Genomic DNA, 16128 nt, shown 5'->3' with positions numbered 1-16128 from the left:
AAATCATGGCACACACGACTTTCGAGGGCGGTTCGGCCACCCTGTTTCGCCCGGGCACCTCGGATGCCGAGATCGAAGCCTCCGCAATGAAGGCGATACGCCGGCGCAACATACTCGTGCGCTTCTGGCAGATCGCTATCCTCGTCTTCGTCATCGGCATGTGGGAGCTCTCTTCCAACATGCAGTGGATCGACCCGTTCTTTTACTCCAGCCCGAGCGGCGTGCTTCAACGCCTTTACGAATGGGCGACGGAAGGCACTACCGAAGGGTCGCTCTGGTATAACCTCTGGGTGACGATGGAAGAGGCGCTGATCGGCTTCTTTGCGGGTTCGATCACCGGCGTCTTCGTCGGCATCGGCCTCGGCCGCAACCGTTTCCTGTCGGATATCTTCTCCGTCTACATCAAAGCCATCAACTCGATCCCGCGCGTCGTGCTTGCGCCGATCTTCATCATGATCATGGGCCTCGGCCTGCCGTCCAAGGTGGCGCTCGCCTTCATCATGGTCTTCTTCGTCGTCTTTGCGAACGCCTTCCAGGGCGTGCGAGAAGCCGACCGCAACATGATCGCCAATGCACGTATTCTCGGCGCTTCGGACTGGCAGGTCACGCGCACGGTCGTCATTCCCTCGGCAATGAGCTGGATCTTTGCGAGCCTGCATGTCTCCTTCGGTTTCGCCATCATCGGCGCGATCGTCGGTGAATTCGTTGGTGCCCGCTTCGGCATCGGCCAGCTGATCTCAATCGCCAAGGGCACGTTCGACGCCGCCGGCATGTTCGCGGCGATCCTGCTCGTCATGGTCGTCACACTCTGTGCCGAGTTCATCATGACGCTCATCGAGAACCGCCTTGCGAAATGGCGCCCGCAACAGCACCTTGATACGCAGTAAGACGATCGTCGTCCTCCCAAGACGGATCGAAGCGAAGGCCGGGCTAGTGGTTGCGCGGCCTTCTTTCATTTCTGACGAGGTTGGCTTTCAGGCTTGGCTTCATTTGATCGGGAGTCGTACGGTAACGACGAGGCCGCCGCCCTCGACTTCTGAGAGGGTGACATTGCCACCAGCACCATCGACAACTTCTCGAACGATCGAAAGACCGAGGCCGCTCCCCTCGGCTTCTGTCCCGATGATCCGATAGAACCGCTCGAAGACCTGCGCGCGCTCCGCCTCCGGGATGCCCGGTCCGTTGTCCTCGACCGTGACGATGGCCTGCCCGTCCGCCCGTCTCACCGCAACGGTAACCCGACCATTCGGAAGGGTATACCGGATCGCGTTGTCGATGAGGTTGACCAGCATTTCGCGCAACATAGTCCCATCGCCTTCCACGACAACAGGACCGTCTGCTTCGAGGCCGACATCGATGTCGCGCCTGAGCGCCTGCTCGGCATGCACCTCGAGGATTTCGCGAGCCGCCCTGCTCAAATCGATCGCGTCAGCCCGCGGCCGGCGGCTTCCTGGCTCAGCGCGCGACAAGGTTAGAAGCTGGCTTGCAAGGCGCGAAATCTGCCTGGTGCTATCGCGCAGGGCGACAAGCGCCTCATCACGGCGATCGGCATCCTTCTCACGCGCGGCAACGCTTGCCTGCGTCGAAATCAGCGCGAGAGGTGTACGCAGCTGATGAGCGGCATTCGACACGAAGCGGCGTTGCGCCGCCATCTGGTTCTGGACGCGCTCCATATGATCGTTCAGCGCGTGGACCAGTGGTTGGAGCTCGGTCTGAACCATCTCGGGCGGCAGGGGATCGAGGCGATTGCGGCCGCGTTCGCGCACCGCGTCCCTCAACCTGAGGGCTGGGGCAAGCCCCCTTTGAAGACCGATGATGGTGACGAGGCTCGCCACGAAGACGAGGATGAACTGTTTGAAAAAATCCGAAAGCCAGAGCTGCCGTCGCATGGCGTACTGGCTGTTGTGCGTTACCGCGACGGTAACAGAGATTGCGCCATCGCCCGGCAGGCCGACGACCGGATGGTCGAGCATCATAATACGGACGCTGGCGCCGCGGAATATTCGATCCTCGCCGACACGCTGGACAGCTGGCAACGGCATGTCGGGAAAGCCGCTCACCAGGCTGCCCCATGGCGTTATGACCTGATAGAAGACACGGTCGCCAAAGCCGGTATCGAACATTTCGAGCGCAGCAGGTGGTACATCCACCTGAGTGTTACCACCCTCGTCGACCCGGACAGCCTCGGCAATCGCGCGGGCTGACGCCAGGAGCGTTCGATCTGTCACGAGCTTTGCCGTCGCATCCGCCGTCCAGAAGCTGTTGTAGAGATTGAAACCAATTGCCCCGAACAAGGTAAGCAGAATCCAGCAGAGCAGCTGCACCCGAAGACTTTTGCTGAGTTTAACAACGGTCGCGCCGACCTTCTGGAGCAAGCTACTGGACATGTCTGAGCAAGTAACCAAGCCCGCGCAAAGTCGCGATCTGAACCGAGCTCCCTTCAAGCTTTTTCCGAAGCCTATGGACATATATCTCAATGGCGCTCGGGTCGGCCTCGTCGTCGAAACCAAACACGCTTTCGGACAAAGCGGCTTTGGAAACGGTGGTGCCTGCCTTCATGACAAGCTGTTCAAGGACGCCATACTCTCGCGGCGTCAATTGCAAAAGCTCGCCGGCGAGAAAAAACTGCCGCGCACCTCCCGAGAAAAGTAGATCGCCGATGACGATCTCGGACGATGCCCGGTCCTGCCCGCGGCGTACGACCGCACGGATCCTTGCTTCGAGCTCCGCAATCTCGAAAGGCTTTGCGAGGTAGTCGTCAGCGCCGCTGTCCAAACCACTGACACGGCCGTCCAGGCTCGCATTCGCCGTCAGGATAATGACCGGCAACTTGCTGCCTGATTGCCTCAGCCTTTTCAACAGCGTCAGCCCGTCAAGCTTCGGCAGCGAAAGATCGAGGATCATCGCGGAGTATTCAGCCACCTTCAGCATATGCTCGGCGTCCTCGCCGTCATGAGCGAGATCGATCGCATACTGTGCCTGCCGCAGGGCTTTACCCAGCCAGGCCGCAAGATCCCTATTGTCCTCCACCACGAGCAGTCTCATCCGTTCTCCTTAGCACGCGGAAGCGGTGCGCTGAAGCGCGGAGCGTCGCTGTTCGAACCGCGTGCACGACCGCTTCGGCGAGTGCCCATCAATTCGCCTGAATCGCAGCGTTTCAGCCATGTGGACAAATGTGGCGCGACGTCCCCTGCCGATTCTGTAAGGGCTTTCAATAAGCCCGCGTGGAGTCTATAGGTGGCGCTCGCGCATTCCAGTGCCTTTGCCGCCGAAAGGCTGCACAGGACGCGATGAATACAGTGAACCGCGTAACGGTTGCCTGATCCGGAGAGGATCAAGAGCCGGTGCGCCAAACGGAACATTCGATGACGCAAACGATTTTTGTCCTTAACGGGCCCAACCTGAATATGCTGGGCAAGCGAGAACCTAGCATCTATGGCGGCAAGACGCTCAAGGACATTGAGGCGGACTGCAAGGCTGCAGGCCGCGAACTCGGGTTCGACATCGATTTCCGCCAGAGCAATCACGAAGGTACGCTGGTGGACTGGTTCCATGAGGCGGATGAAAAGGCCGTCGGCGTTGCCATCAATGCGGGCGCCTATACGCATACGTCGGTCGCGCTGCACGATGCGATCCGCGCCATTTCCATTCCCGTCATCGAGCTGCACATATCCAACGTGCATGCGCGGGAAGAATTTCGTCACAAGTCGATGATCGCGCCGGCGTGCAAGGGCGTAATCTGCGGCTTCGGGCCTCACAGCTACATCCTGGCGCTCCACGCGCTGAAGAACATCACGGCATAAGAAGAAGACAGGGCAACACTCATGGCTGAAAAGAAATCCGGTATCGATCAGGCACTGATCCGCGATCTCGCAAATATCCTCAAGGACACGGATCTGACCGAGATCGAAGTCGAGCAGGAAGATCTGCGTATCCGCGTTTCGCGCGCAGGCACCACCCAGTTTATCCAGGCGCCGATCGCAGCGCCTGCCTATGCAGCGCCGGCTGCAGCTGCAGCAGCCCCGGTAGCGGCCGCCGCTGCTCCCGCTGCGACAGGCCGCAACCCGGCGAATACGGTGAACGCGCCGATGGTCGGCACCGCCTATATGGCTCCGGCCCCGGGCGCGCGGGCGTTCATCGAACTCGGCGCCACGGTTAAGGAAGGACAGACGCTGCTCATCATCGAAGCGATGAAGACGATGAACCAGATCCCCTCGCCGAAGTCCGGCAAGGTCACGGAAATCCTCGTCGAAGACGGCTCGCCCGTCGAATACGGCCAGCCGCTCGTCGTCATCGAATAAGGCTTCAGCCATGATCTCGAAGATCCTCATAGCCAACCGCGGCGAGATCGCCCTTCGCGTGCTGCGCGCCTGCAAGGAGCTCGGTATTGCAAGCGTGGCCGTGCATTCGACGGCCGATGCAGATGCCATGCATGTGCGCCTTGCCGATGAAAGTGTGTGCATCGGTCCCCCGCCGTCGCGCGAGAGCTATCTCAACATCCATCAGATAGTCGCAGCCTGTGAGATCACCGGCGCGGATGCCGTCCATCCGGGCTATGGCTTCCTGTCGGAAAACGCCAAATTCGCCGATATTCTTGAAGCTCACGGCATCACCTTCATCGGTCCGACGGCGGAGCATATCCGCATCATGGGCGACAAGATCACCGCCAAGACGACGGCACAAGAGCTCGGCATCCCTGTCGTTCCCGGCTCGGACGGCGAAGTGAAGACCGAAGAGGATGCTCTGAAGACGGCTGCCTATATCGGCTATCCGGTGCTGATCAAGGCAACGGCCGGCGGCGGCGGACGCGGCATGAAGGTCGCCAAGACTGAAGCCGATCTGATCGAAGCATGGTCGACGGCACGCACCGAAGCGGCGGCTGCCTTCGGCAATGATGCCGTCTACATGGAAAAGTATCTGGAAAAGCCACGCCACATCGAAATCCAAGTGTTTGGCGATGGCGAAGGCAATGCGGTCCATCTCGGTGAACGCGACTGCTCGCTGCAGCGCCGGCACCAGAAGGTCTGGGAGGAAGCCAATTCCCCTGCCCTCAATGTCGAGCAGCGCATGAAGATCGGCCAGATCTGCGCCGACGCCATGAAAAAATTGAAATATCGCGGTGCCGGCACGATCGAATTCCTCTACGAAAATGGCGAATTCTACTTCATCGAGATGAACACCCGCCTGCAGGTAGAACATCCGGTGACGGAGGCCATCACCGGTATCGACCTCGTGCATGAGCAGATTCGCGTCGCTTCGGGGGCCGGACTTTCGGTGACGCAGGATGAGGTGCATTTTCAAGGGCACGCCATCGAATGCCGCATCAATGCCGAGGACGCACGCACCTTTGTGCCCTCGCCCGGCACAATCACGCATTTCCACGCGCCAGGCGGTCTTGGTGTGCGCATCGATTCCGGCGCCTATCAGGGCTACAAGATCCCGCCCTATTACGACAGCCTCATCGGCAAGCTGATCGTGCATGGACGCACGCGCGTCGAATGCATGATGCGTCTGCGCCGCGCGCTTGACGAATTTGTCGTTGACGGGATCAAGACGACACTGCCACTGTTCCAGGATCTCGTTTCCAACCAGGATATCGCCAATGGCGATTATGATATCCATTGGTTGGAAAAGTATCTCGCGAACAGCAAACCCGCAGCATAGGACAGGAATGGCAGGAGCGCGCAGGAAATCACCAGGCATTACCCCGGAAATCCTCCTGCGCGCCTATTCCATCGGCTTGTTTCCGATGGCGGAATCCGCCGACGACCCGGAAATCTTCTGGGTCGAACCTGATGTTCGCGGCGTCCTGCCGCTCGATGAGCGTTTCCACGTCTCCAAAAGCCTTCGAAAGACGATCCGGCGGAAGCCCTTCGACATCCGCTTCAACAGCGATTTCGATTCTGTCATTATTGCTTGTGCTCAAGAGACATCCGATCGCCCCAATACTTGGATCAACGAGACGATCAAAACGCTCTACTCCGCCCTGCATCGCATGGGACATGCTCACTCTGTCGAAGCATGGGATGGCGATGAACTTGTTGGCGGGCTCTATGGCGTGTCGCTCGGCTCCGCTTTTTTCGGGGAAAGCATGTTCTCGCGGCGGACTGACGCTTCTAAAATCTGCCTCGTGCATCTGGTGGAACGTTTACGGCAGAAACACTTCACGCTGCTCGATACGCAGTTCACCACAGAGCATCTGAAGACGTTCGGAGCGATCGACGTGCCCAAGGCCGACTATGCGCTGCTGCTGGCAGCAGCGATGGAATCGCCGCATCTGGAATTCTAGGCAACTCTCATTTCGTCAGAAAAGACATTTACTTCGCGCCGGCGCTATCCGGTGGCGGGACATCAGAGTTCTGCTTGCAGTCCTTCAGCCAGACGTCATAGATCGGATGCTCGACGGCGTTGAGGCCAGGGCTGTCGGCAAACATCCAGCCGGTGAAGATGCGGCGGATCTTGCGGTCCAGCGTGATCTCATCGACTTCGACGAAACCGTCAATCTTCTGGGCTTCCGACTGATCGCGAGAATAGCAGGCCTTCGGCGTGACCTGCAGGGCGCCGAACTGAACCGTTTCATTGACATAGACGTCGAAGGTGGTGATGCGGCCGGTGATCTTGTCGAGACCTGAGAAGACGGCGACAGGATTGTCAATGCGGGCGGCCTGAGCCTGATTGGAAAGAAGCCCGGCGGACAGCGCCAATAGCGATACAGCTCCCGCAGCCGGCAGGACCATGTTTCGCAGGGAAAGCTTCATACTACCCGTCTCCAGCACATATCAGATTCACGACCGCAACCATTGCGGCTAACCTGCGGGTAAAGGTCAATTGTGGCCAAAGCGCGGGGCAGAGCCCGCCCTCAGATGCCTTGATCTCAGTTGCCTGGCGTCCAGGCGTCGTAGTCGCCGGTCACGCGCGGACGTTCGCCGGTCGCAGCCAGAGAGCCCGGCGGACGGTAAGCCTGCGGCGAGCCAGTGGGGTTGGCGCGGTGCGGTTTCTGCCACTCTTTTGCAACGTAGTTTTCCTTGGACGGCGGAACGTCGGTGCGGTGATGCATCCAGCCGTGCCAGCCTGGAGGGATGGCAGAAGCTTCCGCGTACCCCTTATATATCACCCAGCGCTTGGGCAGGCCGTAAGAAGAAAGACCGCCTTCGTAATAGACGTTGCCGAACTCATCTTCACCAACGCGCTTGAAGCCGCGAAGGGCGAACAGCGTGCCGAAAGTATAATTGTTCCACCAGGTGAAGGTGTGCAGCAGGAACTTGATCATGTCTTTTCCTCGTGGCCGCAGGACGCGGACGAAAGCAGATAGGCTTTTTCGCTTATGCCGCCGCCAAGCCGAATTGTCCAGTGATTCCCACCCAAACTGCGGTCATTTCAAAGCCATCTTGAAGCCGAGATGCGACGGCTTAAATCCTAGCCTTTCATAGAAACGATGGGCATTCTTGCGCACCGCATTCGATGTCAGCTGGACGAGCCGCACGCCGTGACTTTTCGCCTCGGCAATCGCAAATTCAATCATCCGCGAACCGATCCCCTGCCCGCGCAGGTCGGCCCGCGTCTGAACCGCCTCGATGATCATGGCGGATGACCCGCGTCCGTTGAGCGAAGTGGTGATCACCGTTTGGAAGGTGCCGACGACATCGCCATTCCATTCGGCGACGTAAAGCGTGTGGTCGGGCGAGGCTGCGATCGTCGCAAAGGCGCTGAGATAATCCGGATAGGCCTCCGGATCGGTCGTATCCCCATGGCCGCCGAGTGGATCGGCAGCAAACATGGCTATCAAAGCCGGCAGATCAGATTCGCGCGCTTGCCGAATGATGATGTCGTCCGATGCCATGTCAGTGGAGCTCAAGGGCCTTTTCGAAGACCAGCGTCGGAATGCCGGACTGACCGGCGCTGCTGTTCTCGTTGCGGCCGGCTTCGACGAAACCGAGCCGTGTGTAGAAATGGGCGGCTTCCTGGTTCTGAACCTCGACCTCGAGCCGCATGATCTCGGCATCGGGAAAGCAGGTTTCGAGTTCGGCGAAGATATCGCGACCGATGCCCTGACGCTGCAGATCCGGTTTCACGTAGAGGAGATGCAGCATGACGGTCTTCGTCATCTCGGATGACATTGCTGCATAACCGACGCCACCAATATTCCGGCCGTCATCGGCGACCAGGAATTCGGCATTCTTCTTCACCAGCCGCGCCTTCAGCGCAGCTGGTGAAAAGAGATGGGCAACGAGTTCGTTGACCTTTGCAACGCCGTGGCTCGCGTCATAGGCCGCGTGGAAGCTCTCGACCAGCAACGAGCGGACCTTCTCCAGATCCCGCTCGCTGGCCGTACGGACGAAATAAACCAAGACCCTCTCCTTACGGCATCCGACTACCGAAAACCGCTTCGCACGTTTCGGCAGCGCCCTTTGGCTTATTCCTCAATGCCGAGCTTTGCCTTGACGAGGGCCTGCACGGCCTGCGGATTGGCCTTGCCGCCGGTCGCCTTCATGACCTGACCGACGAACCAGCCGGCAAGCGTCGGCTTGGCCTTAACCTTGGCGACTTGGTCCGGGTTGGCAGCGATGATCTCATCGACGGCCTTTTCGATCGCGCCTGTATCCGTCACCTGCTTCAGACCGCGGCTTTCAACGATCTCATTTGGATCGCCACCCTCGTTGAGGATGATTTCGAAGACGTCCTTGGCGATCTTGCCGGAGATGGTTTCGGCCTTTATGAGGTCGATGATGGCGCCAAGCTGAGCCGGGGAAACCGGCGTTTCTTCGATACCCTTTCCGATGCGGTTCAGCGCACCGAGCAGATCGTTGATAACCCAGTTGGCAGCCGCCTTGCCGTCGCGGCCTTCGGCAACGGCTTCGAAATAGTCGGCAATCGCCTTTTCCGAAACCAGTACGGAAGCGTCGTAGATCGAGAGACCGAGCTCGCGAACGAAACGCTCTTTCTTGTCGTCCGGCAGTTCCGGCAGATGCTTGGCCAGGTCACTGATGAAGGCATCGTCAAATTCGAGCGGCAGCAGGTCCGGATCAGGGAAATAGCGATAGTCATGCGCATCTTCCTTCGTGCGCATGGAACGCGTCTCACCCTTGTTCGCATCGAACAGGCGGGTTTCCTGATCGATCGTGCCGCCATCTTCGAGAATACCAATCTGCCGGCGGGCTTCATATTCGATTGCCTGGCCGATAAAGCGGATGGAGTTGACGTTCTTTATTTCGCAGCGCGTGCCGAAGGGCTCGCCCGGACGGCGCACCGAGACGTTGACGTCGGCGCGCATGGAGCCCTCGTCCATGTTGCCGTCGCAGGTGCCGAGGTAGCGCACGATCGAGCGCAGCTTCGTCATGTAAGCCTTGGCCTCATCGGAGGTGCGCATATCCGGCTTGGAGACGATCTCCATCAACGCCACGCCGGAACGGTTGAGATCCACATAGGACATGGTTGCGTGCTGGTCGTGCAGCGACTTGCCGGCGTCCTGCTCCAGGTGCAGGCGCTCGATGCCGATCTCGATATCCTCGAACTGGCCCTGACGGTCCGGACCGAGCGAGATGACGATCTTGCCCTCGCCGACGATCGGATCCTTGAACTGGGAGATCTGATAACCCTGCGGCAGGTCCGGGTAGAAATAGTTCTTGCGGTCGAAGACCGAGCGCTTGTTGATCAGAGCCTTCAGGCCGAGACCGGTGCGCACAGCTTGCTTGACGCATTCCTCGTTGATGACAGGCAGCATGCCGGGCATGGCGGCATCGACGAGCGACACGTTCGAATTCTGCGGCCGACCGAATTCCGTCGAAGCGCCGGAAAACAGCTTGGAATTGGAGAGCACCTGGGCATGGACTTCCATGCCGATGATGACTTCCCAATCGCCGGTGGCGCCGGGGATATAACGTTTCGGATCAGGCGTGCGAACGTCGACAATGGTCATGAGATGCTCTTCGAAGGCTGTTCTTTTCAACTGGTGAGGTAAAGGAAATGGCCTGCCGGTGCAAGGCTTCAGCGGTCTAGAAACCGGGGCCGTAACCTTCCGACTCCTGCGGGCCGAGATGTTTGGTGAGCCCGACGGACGGTACGTCACGATCGAGCTTCGGATTATAGGCGACCGAGAGCCAGTGGATCGAGTAGCCGTGCTTCTGAAAGAAGGCGATTGCTTCGGAATTTCCCGAGTGGGTCTGCATTGCCGCCTCCTCGAAGCCCCGCTCAAAAATATCGGCCTCGATACGCTCCAGCAAAGCGGTGCCTAGCCCCTGTCGGTTGAAGCTCGGGTCGATCCAGAAGTCGGAAATCGTCTCGTCCAGCCCCTCGCGCGCCGCCCAACCGGCAACCTGTCCGTTCTGTTCGACGACAGTGATGGTCAGCCAATTGTTATCCACAAAAGTCCGGAAGGCGTTGCGGGCTCCATCCGTCATGGCGTCCGATTCGCCGATCAATGCCATCGCTCGTTGCCACGCTCGTAAGCCGATCTCGCTCAAGAGTTCCGTTTCGCCTTCGCGGGCATTGCGAATGTGGATCAATGGCACCTCCGCTCTACAACAGGGAGTAGACCATTGAGTCGGGTAATTTTCCAGTCCCTCCAATGAGATAAAAGAGGAAAGCATTTCGATCGGCCTTTCGCCGTAAGCCTCGTCCGGCTTGACCGGATTGTGGTTGCTGATAAAAGACGCGCCAGAGGTGTTTTATGTCTAACCTGTCTGAGTCCCGGTAACGGTCCCTGCCCGCAAGCACAGGCTCGCGCGCATGGACCCGAAAAACGAAGCCGCGGCGTATCGGCTAAGCCCGAACGCCAGATCGTTTTTGTGCGCCTTCGTGAAGGCGCGTTTCCGGATCAACAGCAATGGACATCTCGCGCGCAGAGCAGCGCATCCTGCACCTTATGGCCCAGGGCGGCCGTGTCGAAATTACCCGCGACGACAATAAGAAGATCGAAACTGTGAACTGCTTCACCCGCGACGGCTGGGTCTATCCCGGCTTCGGTCTGGAGCTTTTTCGTAAGCTGAAACGGCTGAAGGCGATCAAATCTTCCGCCGGCCAGCCTTATCGGATCACGGACAGAGGGCTGAAACTGGTCAGGTCGCAGCTCGATAACAGATAGCCTCACAAGACCATGGCCGCGTGACGAAGTTGTCGCGCGGCCGTGACGGATTAAAGCCTTTCCGAAAGCTCTGCGCGCGTCGCCATCCACTCCTCGGCGATCGTGCCGGCGCCGATAGTCTTACCGGCACGGCGATACCAGTAGCCGGCGTTCCAGTCGTCGCCTTCGATACGATGACAGAGTGCATGCCCCCAGTCGAAAGGCTGTTCACCCTCGTGGTTCTGGCAGATATCATGAACTGCCTCCCACTCCGCACCTATTTTGAAGCCTTTGGCAGCGAGGCGATCAAAAGCCTCGATCAACCGCGCAAGATCCCGTTTCGGCATAAGGCCCTCCCCGCAATCGTCCTTCTATAACAGGCGCCGCCTCGAAATCCGAGATGGCGGCTGCTTTTCTTCAATCGCGAAGATTGATGACGCCTTACCGGCAGAACCGACAACGCCGACCATCCTGTGGTCAGCGTCGGCAATCTTCGGATCTTAGGCTTGTTACCACCACTTGGCCGGCGAGAATTTGCCCGCGGCCTGTTCGATGACGTGGGCAGTCTTGAAGAGGGTTTCTTCGTCGAAAGCCTTGCCGATGAGCTGCAGGCCGAGCGGCAAGCCCTTATGGTCGAGGCCGGCGGGAACGGCAATGCCCGGCAGGCCGGCCATGTTGACCGTCACCGTGAAGATGTCGTTCAGATACATCTTTACTGGATCGGCAGCGAGGTTCTCGTCGGCTACGCCGAAGGCCGAGGACGGTGTGGCGGGCGTCAGGATAGCGTCGACGCCGGCATCGAAGGCGAGTTCGAAGTCGCGTTTGATCAGCGTGCGAACCTTCTGGGCGCGCAGGTAATAGGCGTCGTAGTAACCGGCGGACAGAACATAGGTGCCGATCATGATACGGCGCTTGACTTCCTTGCCGAAGCCGGCGGCACGCGTCTTCTCGTACATGTCGACGATGTCCTTACCGTCGACGCGCAGTCCGTAGCGCACACCGTCATAGCGGGCGAGGTTCGAGGAGGCTTCTGCGGGCGCCACGATGTAATAGGCCGGCAGCGCATACTTCGTGTGCGGCAGCGATATATTGACGATTTCTGCGCCCGCATCCTTCAGCCAGGCGATGCCCTGCTGCCAGATGGCTTCGATCTCATCCGGCATGCCATCGACGCGGTATTCGTTCGGAATGCCGATCTTCATGCCCTTCAGCGACTGGCCGATGGCAGCTTCATAATCCGGAACCGGCAGATCGACCGAGGTCGTATCCTTGGCGTCGACGCTTGCCATCGACTTCAAGAGGATCGCGGCGTCGCGAACGTCGCGAGCGATCGGACCGGCCTGATCGAGCGAGGAAGCGAAGGCAACCGTGCCCCAGCGCGAGCAGCGGCCGTAGGTCGGCTTGATGCCGACCGTGCCGGTGAAGGCGGCCGGCTGGCGGATCGAGCCACCAGTATCGGTGGCGGTCGCACCGGCGCAGAGATGGGCGGCAACGGCTGCAGCCGAACCGCCGGACGAACCGCCGGGAACGAGTTGCTGGTTGGAACCTGCGGCACGCCAGGGGTTGATGACGGCGCCGTAGTGTGAGGTCTCATTGGAAGAGCCCATCGCGAACTCGTCCATGTTCAGCTTGCCGAGCATCACTGCGCCGTCGTCCCAGAGGTTCTGGGTAACCGTCGATTCATATCGCGGCTCGAAACCGTCGAGAATATGGCTGCAGGCCTGGGTGTGCACGCCGACGGTTGCAAACAGGTCCTTGATGCCCAGTGGAATGCCTTCAAGATCGCCTGCCTTGCCGGCTGCAATGCGCTCGTCGGAGTTCTTCGCCATGACACGGGCGAGATCCGGCGTGACCTTGATATAGGCGTTGAGATGGCCATTAGCCGCGTCGACCGCCGAAATGTAGGCTTCGGTCAGCTCTGTCGCGGTGATCTCCTTGGCGCGCAGCTTATGGCGGGCTTCGGCAATGGTCAGGCTGGTAAGTTCGCTCATCGTGTTTTCGCTTCAAATCTGGAAATGGCAACAGTGTCGGAAAGAGGCGGTCAAAGCCTTATTCGACGACTTTCGGCACCAGGAAGAAATTGTGGTCGCTCACCGGGGCATTGGCAACGATATCGGCTGCCTTGTTGCCGTCATCGACGACATCGGCGCGCTTCTTCATGTCCATGGGCGTTACCGAGGTCATCGCCTCGACGCCCTCGATATTCACCTCGGAAAGCTGCTCGACGAAGCCGAGAATACCATTCAATTCGCCAACCATGCGATTTGCCTCTTCTTCCGAGACGGCAATACGGGCAAGGCGCGCAACGCGCTTAACGGTGGCGAGGTCGACGGACATGGCATTCTCCGGATAGGAATTTTCCTATCGCTATAAAGACCATGTCCGTCCTGTGCAACGGGTTTGCCTTTTCGGCAATGCAGAATTCCCGCCCTCAAACTTACCGGGATTTTAGCGCTTATGCATCAAAGCGACAGGCTTTCGCCAGGCTTGGGCGCCTTCACGTCGGTCTTCGACGCTTCCATGCCGGCAACGAATTTTTCCGGCGTCTGGTCGATGATCGGGAAGGTGCCGTAGTGGCAGGGAATGGCCGTCTTGAAGTTGAAGTAGCGCTGGCAAGCGAGAGCCGCCACTGCACCGCCCATGGTGAAGCGGTCGCCGATCGGCACGATGCCGATATCCGGCTGATGCAGCTCGTTGATCAGTGCCATATCGGAGAAGATATCCGTGTCGCCCATATGGAAAAGGCTCGGCTCGTCGTCGAAATGCAGCATCAGGCCGTTCGCGCTGCCGAGCGAATGGGAAACGCCGTCTTCCGTGGTCTGGGCGGAGGAATGCAGTGCATTGGTGAAGGTCGCAGTGAAGCTGCCGAGCGAGACGGTGCCTCCGGTATTGCCCATTTCGAGCTTTTCCACGCCCTTGGTGCCGAGCCAGGAAGCGAGATCGGCATTGGCGAGAACGACGGCGCCGGTGTCCTTGGCGATCTGCACCGTATCACCGACATGATCGCCATGACCGTGCGTCAGCAGGATGTGGGTGATGCCGTTGGTCACGTCCTTGATGTCCTGACCAGCAAAGGCAGAATTATAGGTCAGGAAAGGATCGATCAGAATTTTGGCGGCTTTCGTTTCGATGCGGAAAGCAGAATGGCCGAGCCAGGTGATCTTCATGAAAAGTCTCCTTTATTACGTGATGCAAAGGCGATGTCGGAGGCCAGGAAAGCGTTGGGCAATTGTGACCGGAAAACCGTTTCGCACTTTTCCTGGAATTGCTCTAGGAAATAGCCGATATGGCTGCAAAGAAAAGCGGCGGAAGCTTCAATTTCTCTTGACGGGATAACACGGCAATGACGGTGCTGACGATCGAAGAACTGGCCGGAACGCTCGCGCCCGGACAGGCAATTGCCGGCCTTGATCTTGGCACGAAGACGATCGGGCTCGCCATGTCCGATCTCGGACGCCGCTTCGCGACGCCGCGTCCGGTGATCAGGCGCGAGAAATTCACCATCGATGCCGAGACCCTGCTGGCCTTCGCCACGAAAGAAAAGGTAGCGGCCTTCGTGATCGGTTTGCCGATGAATATGGATGGATCGGCAGGGCCACGCGTACAGGCCACACGCGCCTTCGTGCGCAACATGGAGCAGAAGACCGCTCTTCCTTTTATCTATTGGGATGAGCGGCTATCGACGGTCGCAGCCGAACGGGCTCTGCTGGAGATGGATGTTTCGCGGGCAAAACGCGCAGAACGCATCGATTCGGCAGCGGCGAGCTTCATTCTTCAGGGAGTGCTTGACAGGCTTTCCTTGCTCGCCAGATCGGTTGACGACACAGAAGCGTGACGCGCCTTCCACCATGCCGAAATCTGATGGCGCTTGCGGAAGCCCATGATGGCGAAGACGACAAGGCTGTCGACGGCAATGGCGCGCGCGACAAGCGGCGGGATTTCCTGAGGCGGCAGGCCGAGCACCTTGCCGTAAATCTGGAAGGTCAGGTCGTGAACCTGCCGGGTCAGCATGAAGATGCCGAAGTTCAGATCATAATAGGAAAGCCAGTACCATCCCGCCAGGAAGACAATCGGACCGGCCCAGAAGATCAGAAACCACTTCATGCGGCTTCTCCTTCGCGCTTACGCAGGACCGGCGTATCAAAAGACACGAGCCAGACGGACGACGCCATGATGCAGAGCACGAGCGTGGGCACGGCAATATCCAGTGCCAAAACGGCGAAAAACATCATCGCCGCGACAAGCACCGCGGCTCTGGCTGCTCTGGTTCCCATGACTGAACTCGGATCCACACTCGTTACATTTCTAATGTGGATCACACTGGCGAGTTAACCGGCGTCACGCAACGTAAACCAATTGTTAAGGTTAACACCCGAACGTCGCCTGTGGATGATTTAGCCGTAGACGCCGCGCACTAGCCGCTTCAGCGCGATCGCTGCCTTTTCCCAGTCCTTGTTGTTCTTCAGCACCAGACCTGCACATTGGCCACCGGCTGCAGCGGCAAGCACGAGATGCTGGATAGATGCGAAGATCAGCGCATTGACCGCCGCGACATCGATTCCCTTCGGCGGCGTCAGCGACCCACGCATGCGGTCGAGCCATTGGCCGAGAGACTTCGAACGCGCTTCTGAAAGACGCTTCACCTGCTCGGTATTTTCGGAAACTTCCCAGGCAACAACCCGGCGCATCAGCGGATCGTCGCGTAGCGCTTCCAGGAAAAGCAGCGCCAGCCGTTCCATCAGGTCGCCGTAGGTCAAGAGGAACATGCCACCGGCATCCTCGGGGATGCGGTCCTTGACCCAGTTGCCAAGATCGGTGCCGATCGCCTCGACGAGACCGTCGAGACCGCCATAATACCGATAGATGAGCTGCTTGTCGCAGCCGGCCCGGCGGGCGACGGCATTAATGCCGAAATTCTGGAAACCCTCTTCGGCCAACAGGTTCTTGGCCGCCTTCAGGATGGCGCGCTCAGTGGCGCTTCTGTCACGGATACGCTTTTCAGGCTCGGTGGCACTCGACTGTTCGAGCACGGCCACGGCAGTTTCATTCAGCATTCGGTCAACCCCGGT

At 59.0% G+C, this 16128-nt stretch carries 22 protein-coding genes; 7 read left to right on the top strand and 15 right to left on the bottom strand.

Annotated features, from left to right (window positions below; all coding sequences use genetic code 11):
- Positions 1 to 5: 5 nt before the first annotated feature.
- Positions 6 to 887, top strand: coding sequence for an ABC transporter permease (locus tag FHX15_RS18515; RefSeq protein ID WP_184399654.1), 882 nt, complete (start codon positions 6 to 8; stop codon positions 885 to 887).
- A 99-nt stretch (positions 888 to 986) separates the two neighbouring features.
- On the opposite strand, the gene FHX15_RS18510 is transcribed toward FHX15_RS18515, so the two are convergent.
- Together FHX15_RS18510 and FHX15_RS18505 are read right to left on the bottom strand one after the other, a co-directional pair.
- Complete coding sequence (locus FHX15_RS18510) at positions 987 to 2387, bottom strand: sensor histidine kinase (RefSeq protein ID WP_184399653.1); 1401 nt, start codon at positions 2385 to 2387, stop codon at positions 987 to 989.
- Positions 2377 to 3045 carry a response regulator gene (locus tag FHX15_RS18505; RefSeq protein WP_184399651.1) on the bottom strand — a complete coding sequence of 223 codons (669 nt, stop codon included), beginning with the start codon at positions 3043 to 3045 and terminating at the stop codon, positions 2377 to 2379. Before FHX15_RS18505 ends, FHX15_RS18510 begins: the two co-directional genes overlap by 11 nt.
- Positions 3046 to 3365: 320 nt before the next feature.
- Here FHX15_RS18505 and aroQ point away from each other — a divergent pair, with 320 nt between their 5' ends.
- Genes aroQ through aat form a run of 4 tightly spaced genes read left to right on the top strand, consistent with a single transcriptional unit; the run spans position 3366 to position 6289 of the window.
- Entirely contained in the window at positions 3366 to 3803 is a 438-nt protein-coding gene (gene aroQ / locus FHX15_RS18500; protein ID WP_184399649.1) for a type II 3-dehydroquinate dehydratase, read from the top strand.
- A 21-nt stretch (positions 3804 to 3824) separates the two neighbouring features.
- Positions 3825 to 4301 carry an acetyl-CoA carboxylase biotin carboxyl carrier protein gene (gene accB, locus FHX15_RS18495; RefSeq protein WP_184399647.1) on the top strand — a complete coding sequence of 159 codons (477 nt, stop codon included), beginning with the start codon at positions 3825 to 3827 and terminating at the stop codon, positions 4299 to 4301.
- A 10-nt stretch (positions 4302 to 4311) separates the two neighbouring features.
- Positions 4312 to 5664 carry an acetyl-CoA carboxylase biotin carboxylase subunit gene (gene accC / locus FHX15_RS18490; protein ID WP_184399645.1) on the top strand — a complete coding sequence of 451 codons (1353 nt, stop codon included), beginning with the start codon at positions 4312 to 4314 and terminating at the stop codon, positions 5662 to 5664.
- A gap of 7 nt (positions 5665 to 5671) precedes the next feature.
- A complete protein-coding gene (gene aat / locus FHX15_RS18485) occupies positions 5672 to 6289 on the top strand; it encodes a leucyl/phenylalanyl-tRNA--protein transferase (RefSeq protein ID WP_184399643.1) in 618 nt (205 codons plus the stop codon).
- Positions 6290 to 6317: 28 nt separating this feature from the next.
- On the opposite strand, the gene FHX15_RS18480 is transcribed toward aat, so the two are convergent.
- The 6 genes from FHX15_RS18480 to FHX15_RS18455 all read right to left on the bottom strand — a co-directional run bounded on the left by FHX15_RS18480 (position 6318) and on the right by FHX15_RS18455 (position 10502).
- Positions 6318 to 6758 (bottom strand): DUF2155 domain-containing protein, encoded by a 441-nt coding sequence (locus FHX15_RS18480; RefSeq protein WP_112545739.1) that lies wholly within the window; start codon positions 6756 to 6758, stop codon positions 6318 to 6320.
- A gap of 116 nt (positions 6759 to 6874) precedes the next feature.
- On the bottom strand, positions 6875 to 7270 hold the full coding sequence (locus tag FHX15_RS18475; RefSeq protein WP_184399640.1) for an NADH:ubiquinone oxidoreductase subunit NDUFA12: 396 nt from the start codon (positions 7268 to 7270) through the stop codon (positions 6875 to 6877).
- A gap of 102 nt (positions 7271 to 7372) precedes the next feature.
- Positions 7373 to 7840 carry a GNAT family N-acetyltransferase gene (locus FHX15_RS18470; protein WP_184399923.1) on the bottom strand — a complete coding sequence of 156 codons (468 nt, stop codon included), beginning with the start codon at positions 7838 to 7840 and terminating at the stop codon, positions 7373 to 7375.
- Position 7841: 1 nt separating this feature from the next.
- Positions 7842 to 8348: a GNAT family N-acetyltransferase gene (locus FHX15_RS18465; RefSeq protein ID WP_184399639.1), complete on the bottom strand. Its 507-nt coding sequence runs from the start codon at positions 8346 to 8348 to the stop codon at positions 7842 to 7844.
- 65 nt (positions 8349 to 8413) lie between these two features.
- A complete protein-coding gene (gene gatB / locus FHX15_RS18460; RefSeq protein WP_184399637.1) occupies positions 8414 to 9916 on the bottom strand; it encodes an Asp-tRNA(Asn)/Glu-tRNA(Gln) amidotransferase subunit GatB in 1503 nt (500 codons plus the stop codon).
- A gap of 76 nt (positions 9917 to 9992) precedes the next feature.
- Positions 9993 to 10502, bottom strand: a complete 510-nt coding sequence (locus tag FHX15_RS18455; protein ID WP_184399635.1) for a GNAT family N-acetyltransferase — start codon at positions 10500 to 10502, stop codon at positions 9993 to 9995.
- Between the two features lie 320 nt (positions 10503 to 10822).
- Between FHX15_RS18455 and FHX15_RS18450 the strand changes: the two genes are divergently transcribed.
- Positions 10823 to 11080: a YjhX family toxin gene (locus FHX15_RS18450; RefSeq protein WP_184399633.1), complete on the top strand. Its 258-nt coding sequence runs from the start codon at positions 10823 to 10825 to the stop codon at positions 11078 to 11080.
- A 50-nt stretch (positions 11081 to 11130) separates the two neighbouring features.
- Here the strand turns inward: FHX15_RS18450 and FHX15_RS18445 are convergent, their stop codons facing one another.
- The 4 genes from FHX15_RS18445 to FHX15_RS18430 form a co-directional block, all read right to left on the bottom strand.
- Positions 11131 to 11406, bottom strand: a complete 276-nt coding sequence (locus FHX15_RS18445) for a hypothetical protein (RefSeq protein ID WP_184399631.1) — start codon at positions 11404 to 11406, stop codon at positions 11131 to 11133.
- A 162-nt stretch (positions 11407 to 11568) separates the two neighbouring features.
- Positions 11569 to 13050, bottom strand: a complete 1482-nt coding sequence (gene gatA / locus FHX15_RS18440; protein ID WP_184399629.1) for an Asp-tRNA(Asn)/Glu-tRNA(Gln) amidotransferase subunit GatA — start codon at positions 13048 to 13050, stop codon at positions 11569 to 11571.
- A 58-nt stretch (positions 13051 to 13108) separates the two neighbouring features.
- Positions 13109 to 13396 carry an Asp-tRNA(Asn)/Glu-tRNA(Gln) amidotransferase subunit GatC gene (gene gatC, locus FHX15_RS18435; RefSeq protein WP_184399627.1) on the bottom strand — a complete coding sequence of 96 codons (288 nt, stop codon included), beginning with the start codon at positions 13394 to 13396 and terminating at the stop codon, positions 13109 to 13111.
- 125 nt (positions 13397 to 13521) lie between these two features.
- Positions 13522 to 14226 (bottom strand): metal-dependent hydrolase, encoded by a 705-nt coding sequence (locus FHX15_RS18430; RefSeq protein WP_184399625.1) that lies wholly within the window; start codon positions 14224 to 14226, stop codon positions 13522 to 13524.
- A 176-nt stretch (positions 14227 to 14402) separates the two neighbouring features.
- On the opposite strand from FHX15_RS18430, the gene ruvX reads away from it, so the two are divergent.
- Positions 14403 to 14894, top strand: coding sequence for a Holliday junction resolvase RuvX (gene ruvX / locus FHX15_RS18425; protein ID WP_184399623.1), 492 nt, complete (start codon positions 14403 to 14405; stop codon positions 14892 to 14894).
- Here ruvX and FHX15_RS18420 read toward each other — a convergent pair.
- The 3 genes from FHX15_RS18420 to FHX15_RS18410 form a co-directional block, all read right to left on the bottom strand.
- Positions 14834 to 15163, bottom strand: coding sequence for a DUF6105 family protein (locus tag FHX15_RS18420; RefSeq protein ID WP_184399621.1), 330 nt, complete (start codon positions 15161 to 15163; stop codon positions 14834 to 14836). The two genes, ruvX and FHX15_RS18420, sit on opposite strands and share 61 nt — an antisense overlap.
- Positions 15160 to 15333, bottom strand: coding sequence for a hypothetical protein (locus tag FHX15_RS18415; RefSeq protein ID WP_184399619.1), 174 nt, complete (start codon positions 15331 to 15333; stop codon positions 15160 to 15162). Before FHX15_RS18415 ends, FHX15_RS18420 begins: the two co-directional genes overlap by 4 nt.
- A gap of 120 nt (positions 15334 to 15453) precedes the next feature.
- Positions 15454 to 16113 carry a TetR/AcrR family transcriptional regulator gene (locus tag FHX15_RS18410; protein WP_184399617.1) on the bottom strand — a complete coding sequence of 220 codons (660 nt, stop codon included), beginning with the start codon at positions 16111 to 16113 and terminating at the stop codon, positions 15454 to 15456.
- Positions 16114 to 16128: the final 15 nt, after the last annotated feature.

It is taken from the genome of Rhizobium sp. BK650, from assembly GCF_014195325.1.
Taxonomy (GTDB): domain Bacteria; phylum Pseudomonadota; class Alphaproteobacteria; order Rhizobiales; family Rhizobiaceae; genus Rhizobium.
This window is presented reverse-complemented; position numbering and strand designations above follow the sequence as displayed.

Bases quoted from the DNA above. Each gene is read 5' to 3' on its own strand.
- FHX15_RS18515 (WP_184399654.1), top strand. From the start codon at position 6: ATGGCACACACGACTTTCGAGGGCGGTTCGGCCACCCTGTTTCGCCCG.
- FHX15_RS18510 (WP_184399653.1), bottom strand. From the start codon at position 2,387: ATGTCCAGTAGCTTGCTCCAGAAGGTCGGCGCGACCGTTGTTAAACTC.
- FHX15_RS18505 (WP_184399651.1), bottom strand. From the start codon at position 3,045: ATGAGACTGCTCGTGGTGGAGGACAATAGGGATCTTGCGGCCTGGCTG.
- aroQ (WP_184399649.1), top strand. From the start codon at position 3,366: ATGACGCAAACGATTTTTGTCCTTAACGGGCCCAACCTGAATATGCTG.
- accB (WP_184399647.1), top strand. From the start codon at position 3,825: ATGGCTGAAAAGAAATCCGGTATCGATCAGGCACTGATCCGCGATCTC.
- accC (WP_184399645.1), top strand. From the start codon at position 4,312: ATGATCTCGAAGATCCTCATAGCCAACCGCGGCGAGATCGCCCTTCGC.
- aat (WP_184399643.1), top strand. From the start codon at position 5,672: ATGGCAGGAGCGCGCAGGAAATCACCAGGCATTACCCCGGAAATCCTC.
- FHX15_RS18480 (WP_112545739.1), bottom strand. From the start codon at position 6,758: ATGAAGCTTTCCCTGCGAAACATGGTCCTGCCGGCTGCGGGAGCTGTA.
- FHX15_RS18475 (WP_184399640.1), bottom strand. From the start codon at position 7,270: ATGATCAAGTTCCTGCTGCACACCTTCACCTGGTGGAACAATTATACT.
- FHX15_RS18470 (WP_184399923.1), bottom strand. From the start codon at position 7,840: ATGGCATCGGACGACATCATCATTCGGCAAGCGCGCGAATCTGATCTG.
- gatB (WP_184399637.1), bottom strand. From the start codon at position 9,916: ATGACCATTGTCGACGTTCGCACGCCTGATCCGAAACGTTATATCCCC.
- FHX15_RS18450 (WP_184399633.1), top strand. From the start codon at position 10,823: ATGGACATCTCGCGCGCAGAGCAGCGCATCCTGCACCTTATGGCCCAG.
- FHX15_RS18445 (WP_184399631.1), bottom strand. From the start codon at position 11,406: ATGCCGAAACGGGATCTTGCGCGGTTGATCGAGGCTTTTGATCGCCTC.
- gatA (WP_184399629.1), bottom strand. From the start codon at position 13,050: ATGAGCGAACTTACCAGCCTGACCATTGCCGAAGCCCGCCATAAGCTG.
- gatC (WP_184399627.1), bottom strand. From the start codon at position 13,396: ATGTCCGTCGACCTCGCCACCGTTAAGCGCGTTGCGCGCCTTGCCCGT.
- FHX15_RS18430 (WP_184399625.1), bottom strand. From the start codon at position 14,226: ATGAAGATCACCTGGCTCGGCCATTCTGCTTTCCGCATCGAAACGAAA.
- ruvX (WP_184399623.1), top strand. From the start codon at position 14,403: ATGACGGTGCTGACGATCGAAGAACTGGCCGGAACGCTCGCGCCCGGA.
- FHX15_RS18420 (WP_184399621.1), bottom strand. From the start codon at position 15,163: ATGAAGTGGTTTCTGATCTTCTGGGCCGGTCCGATTGTCTTCCTGGCG.
- FHX15_RS18415 (WP_184399619.1), bottom strand. From the start codon at position 15,333: ATGGGAACCAGAGCAGCCAGAGCCGCGGTGCTTGTCGCGGCGATGATG.
- FHX15_RS18410 (WP_184399617.1), bottom strand. From the start codon at position 16,113: ATGCTGAATGAAACTGCCGTGGCCGTGCTCGAACAGTCGAGTGCCACC.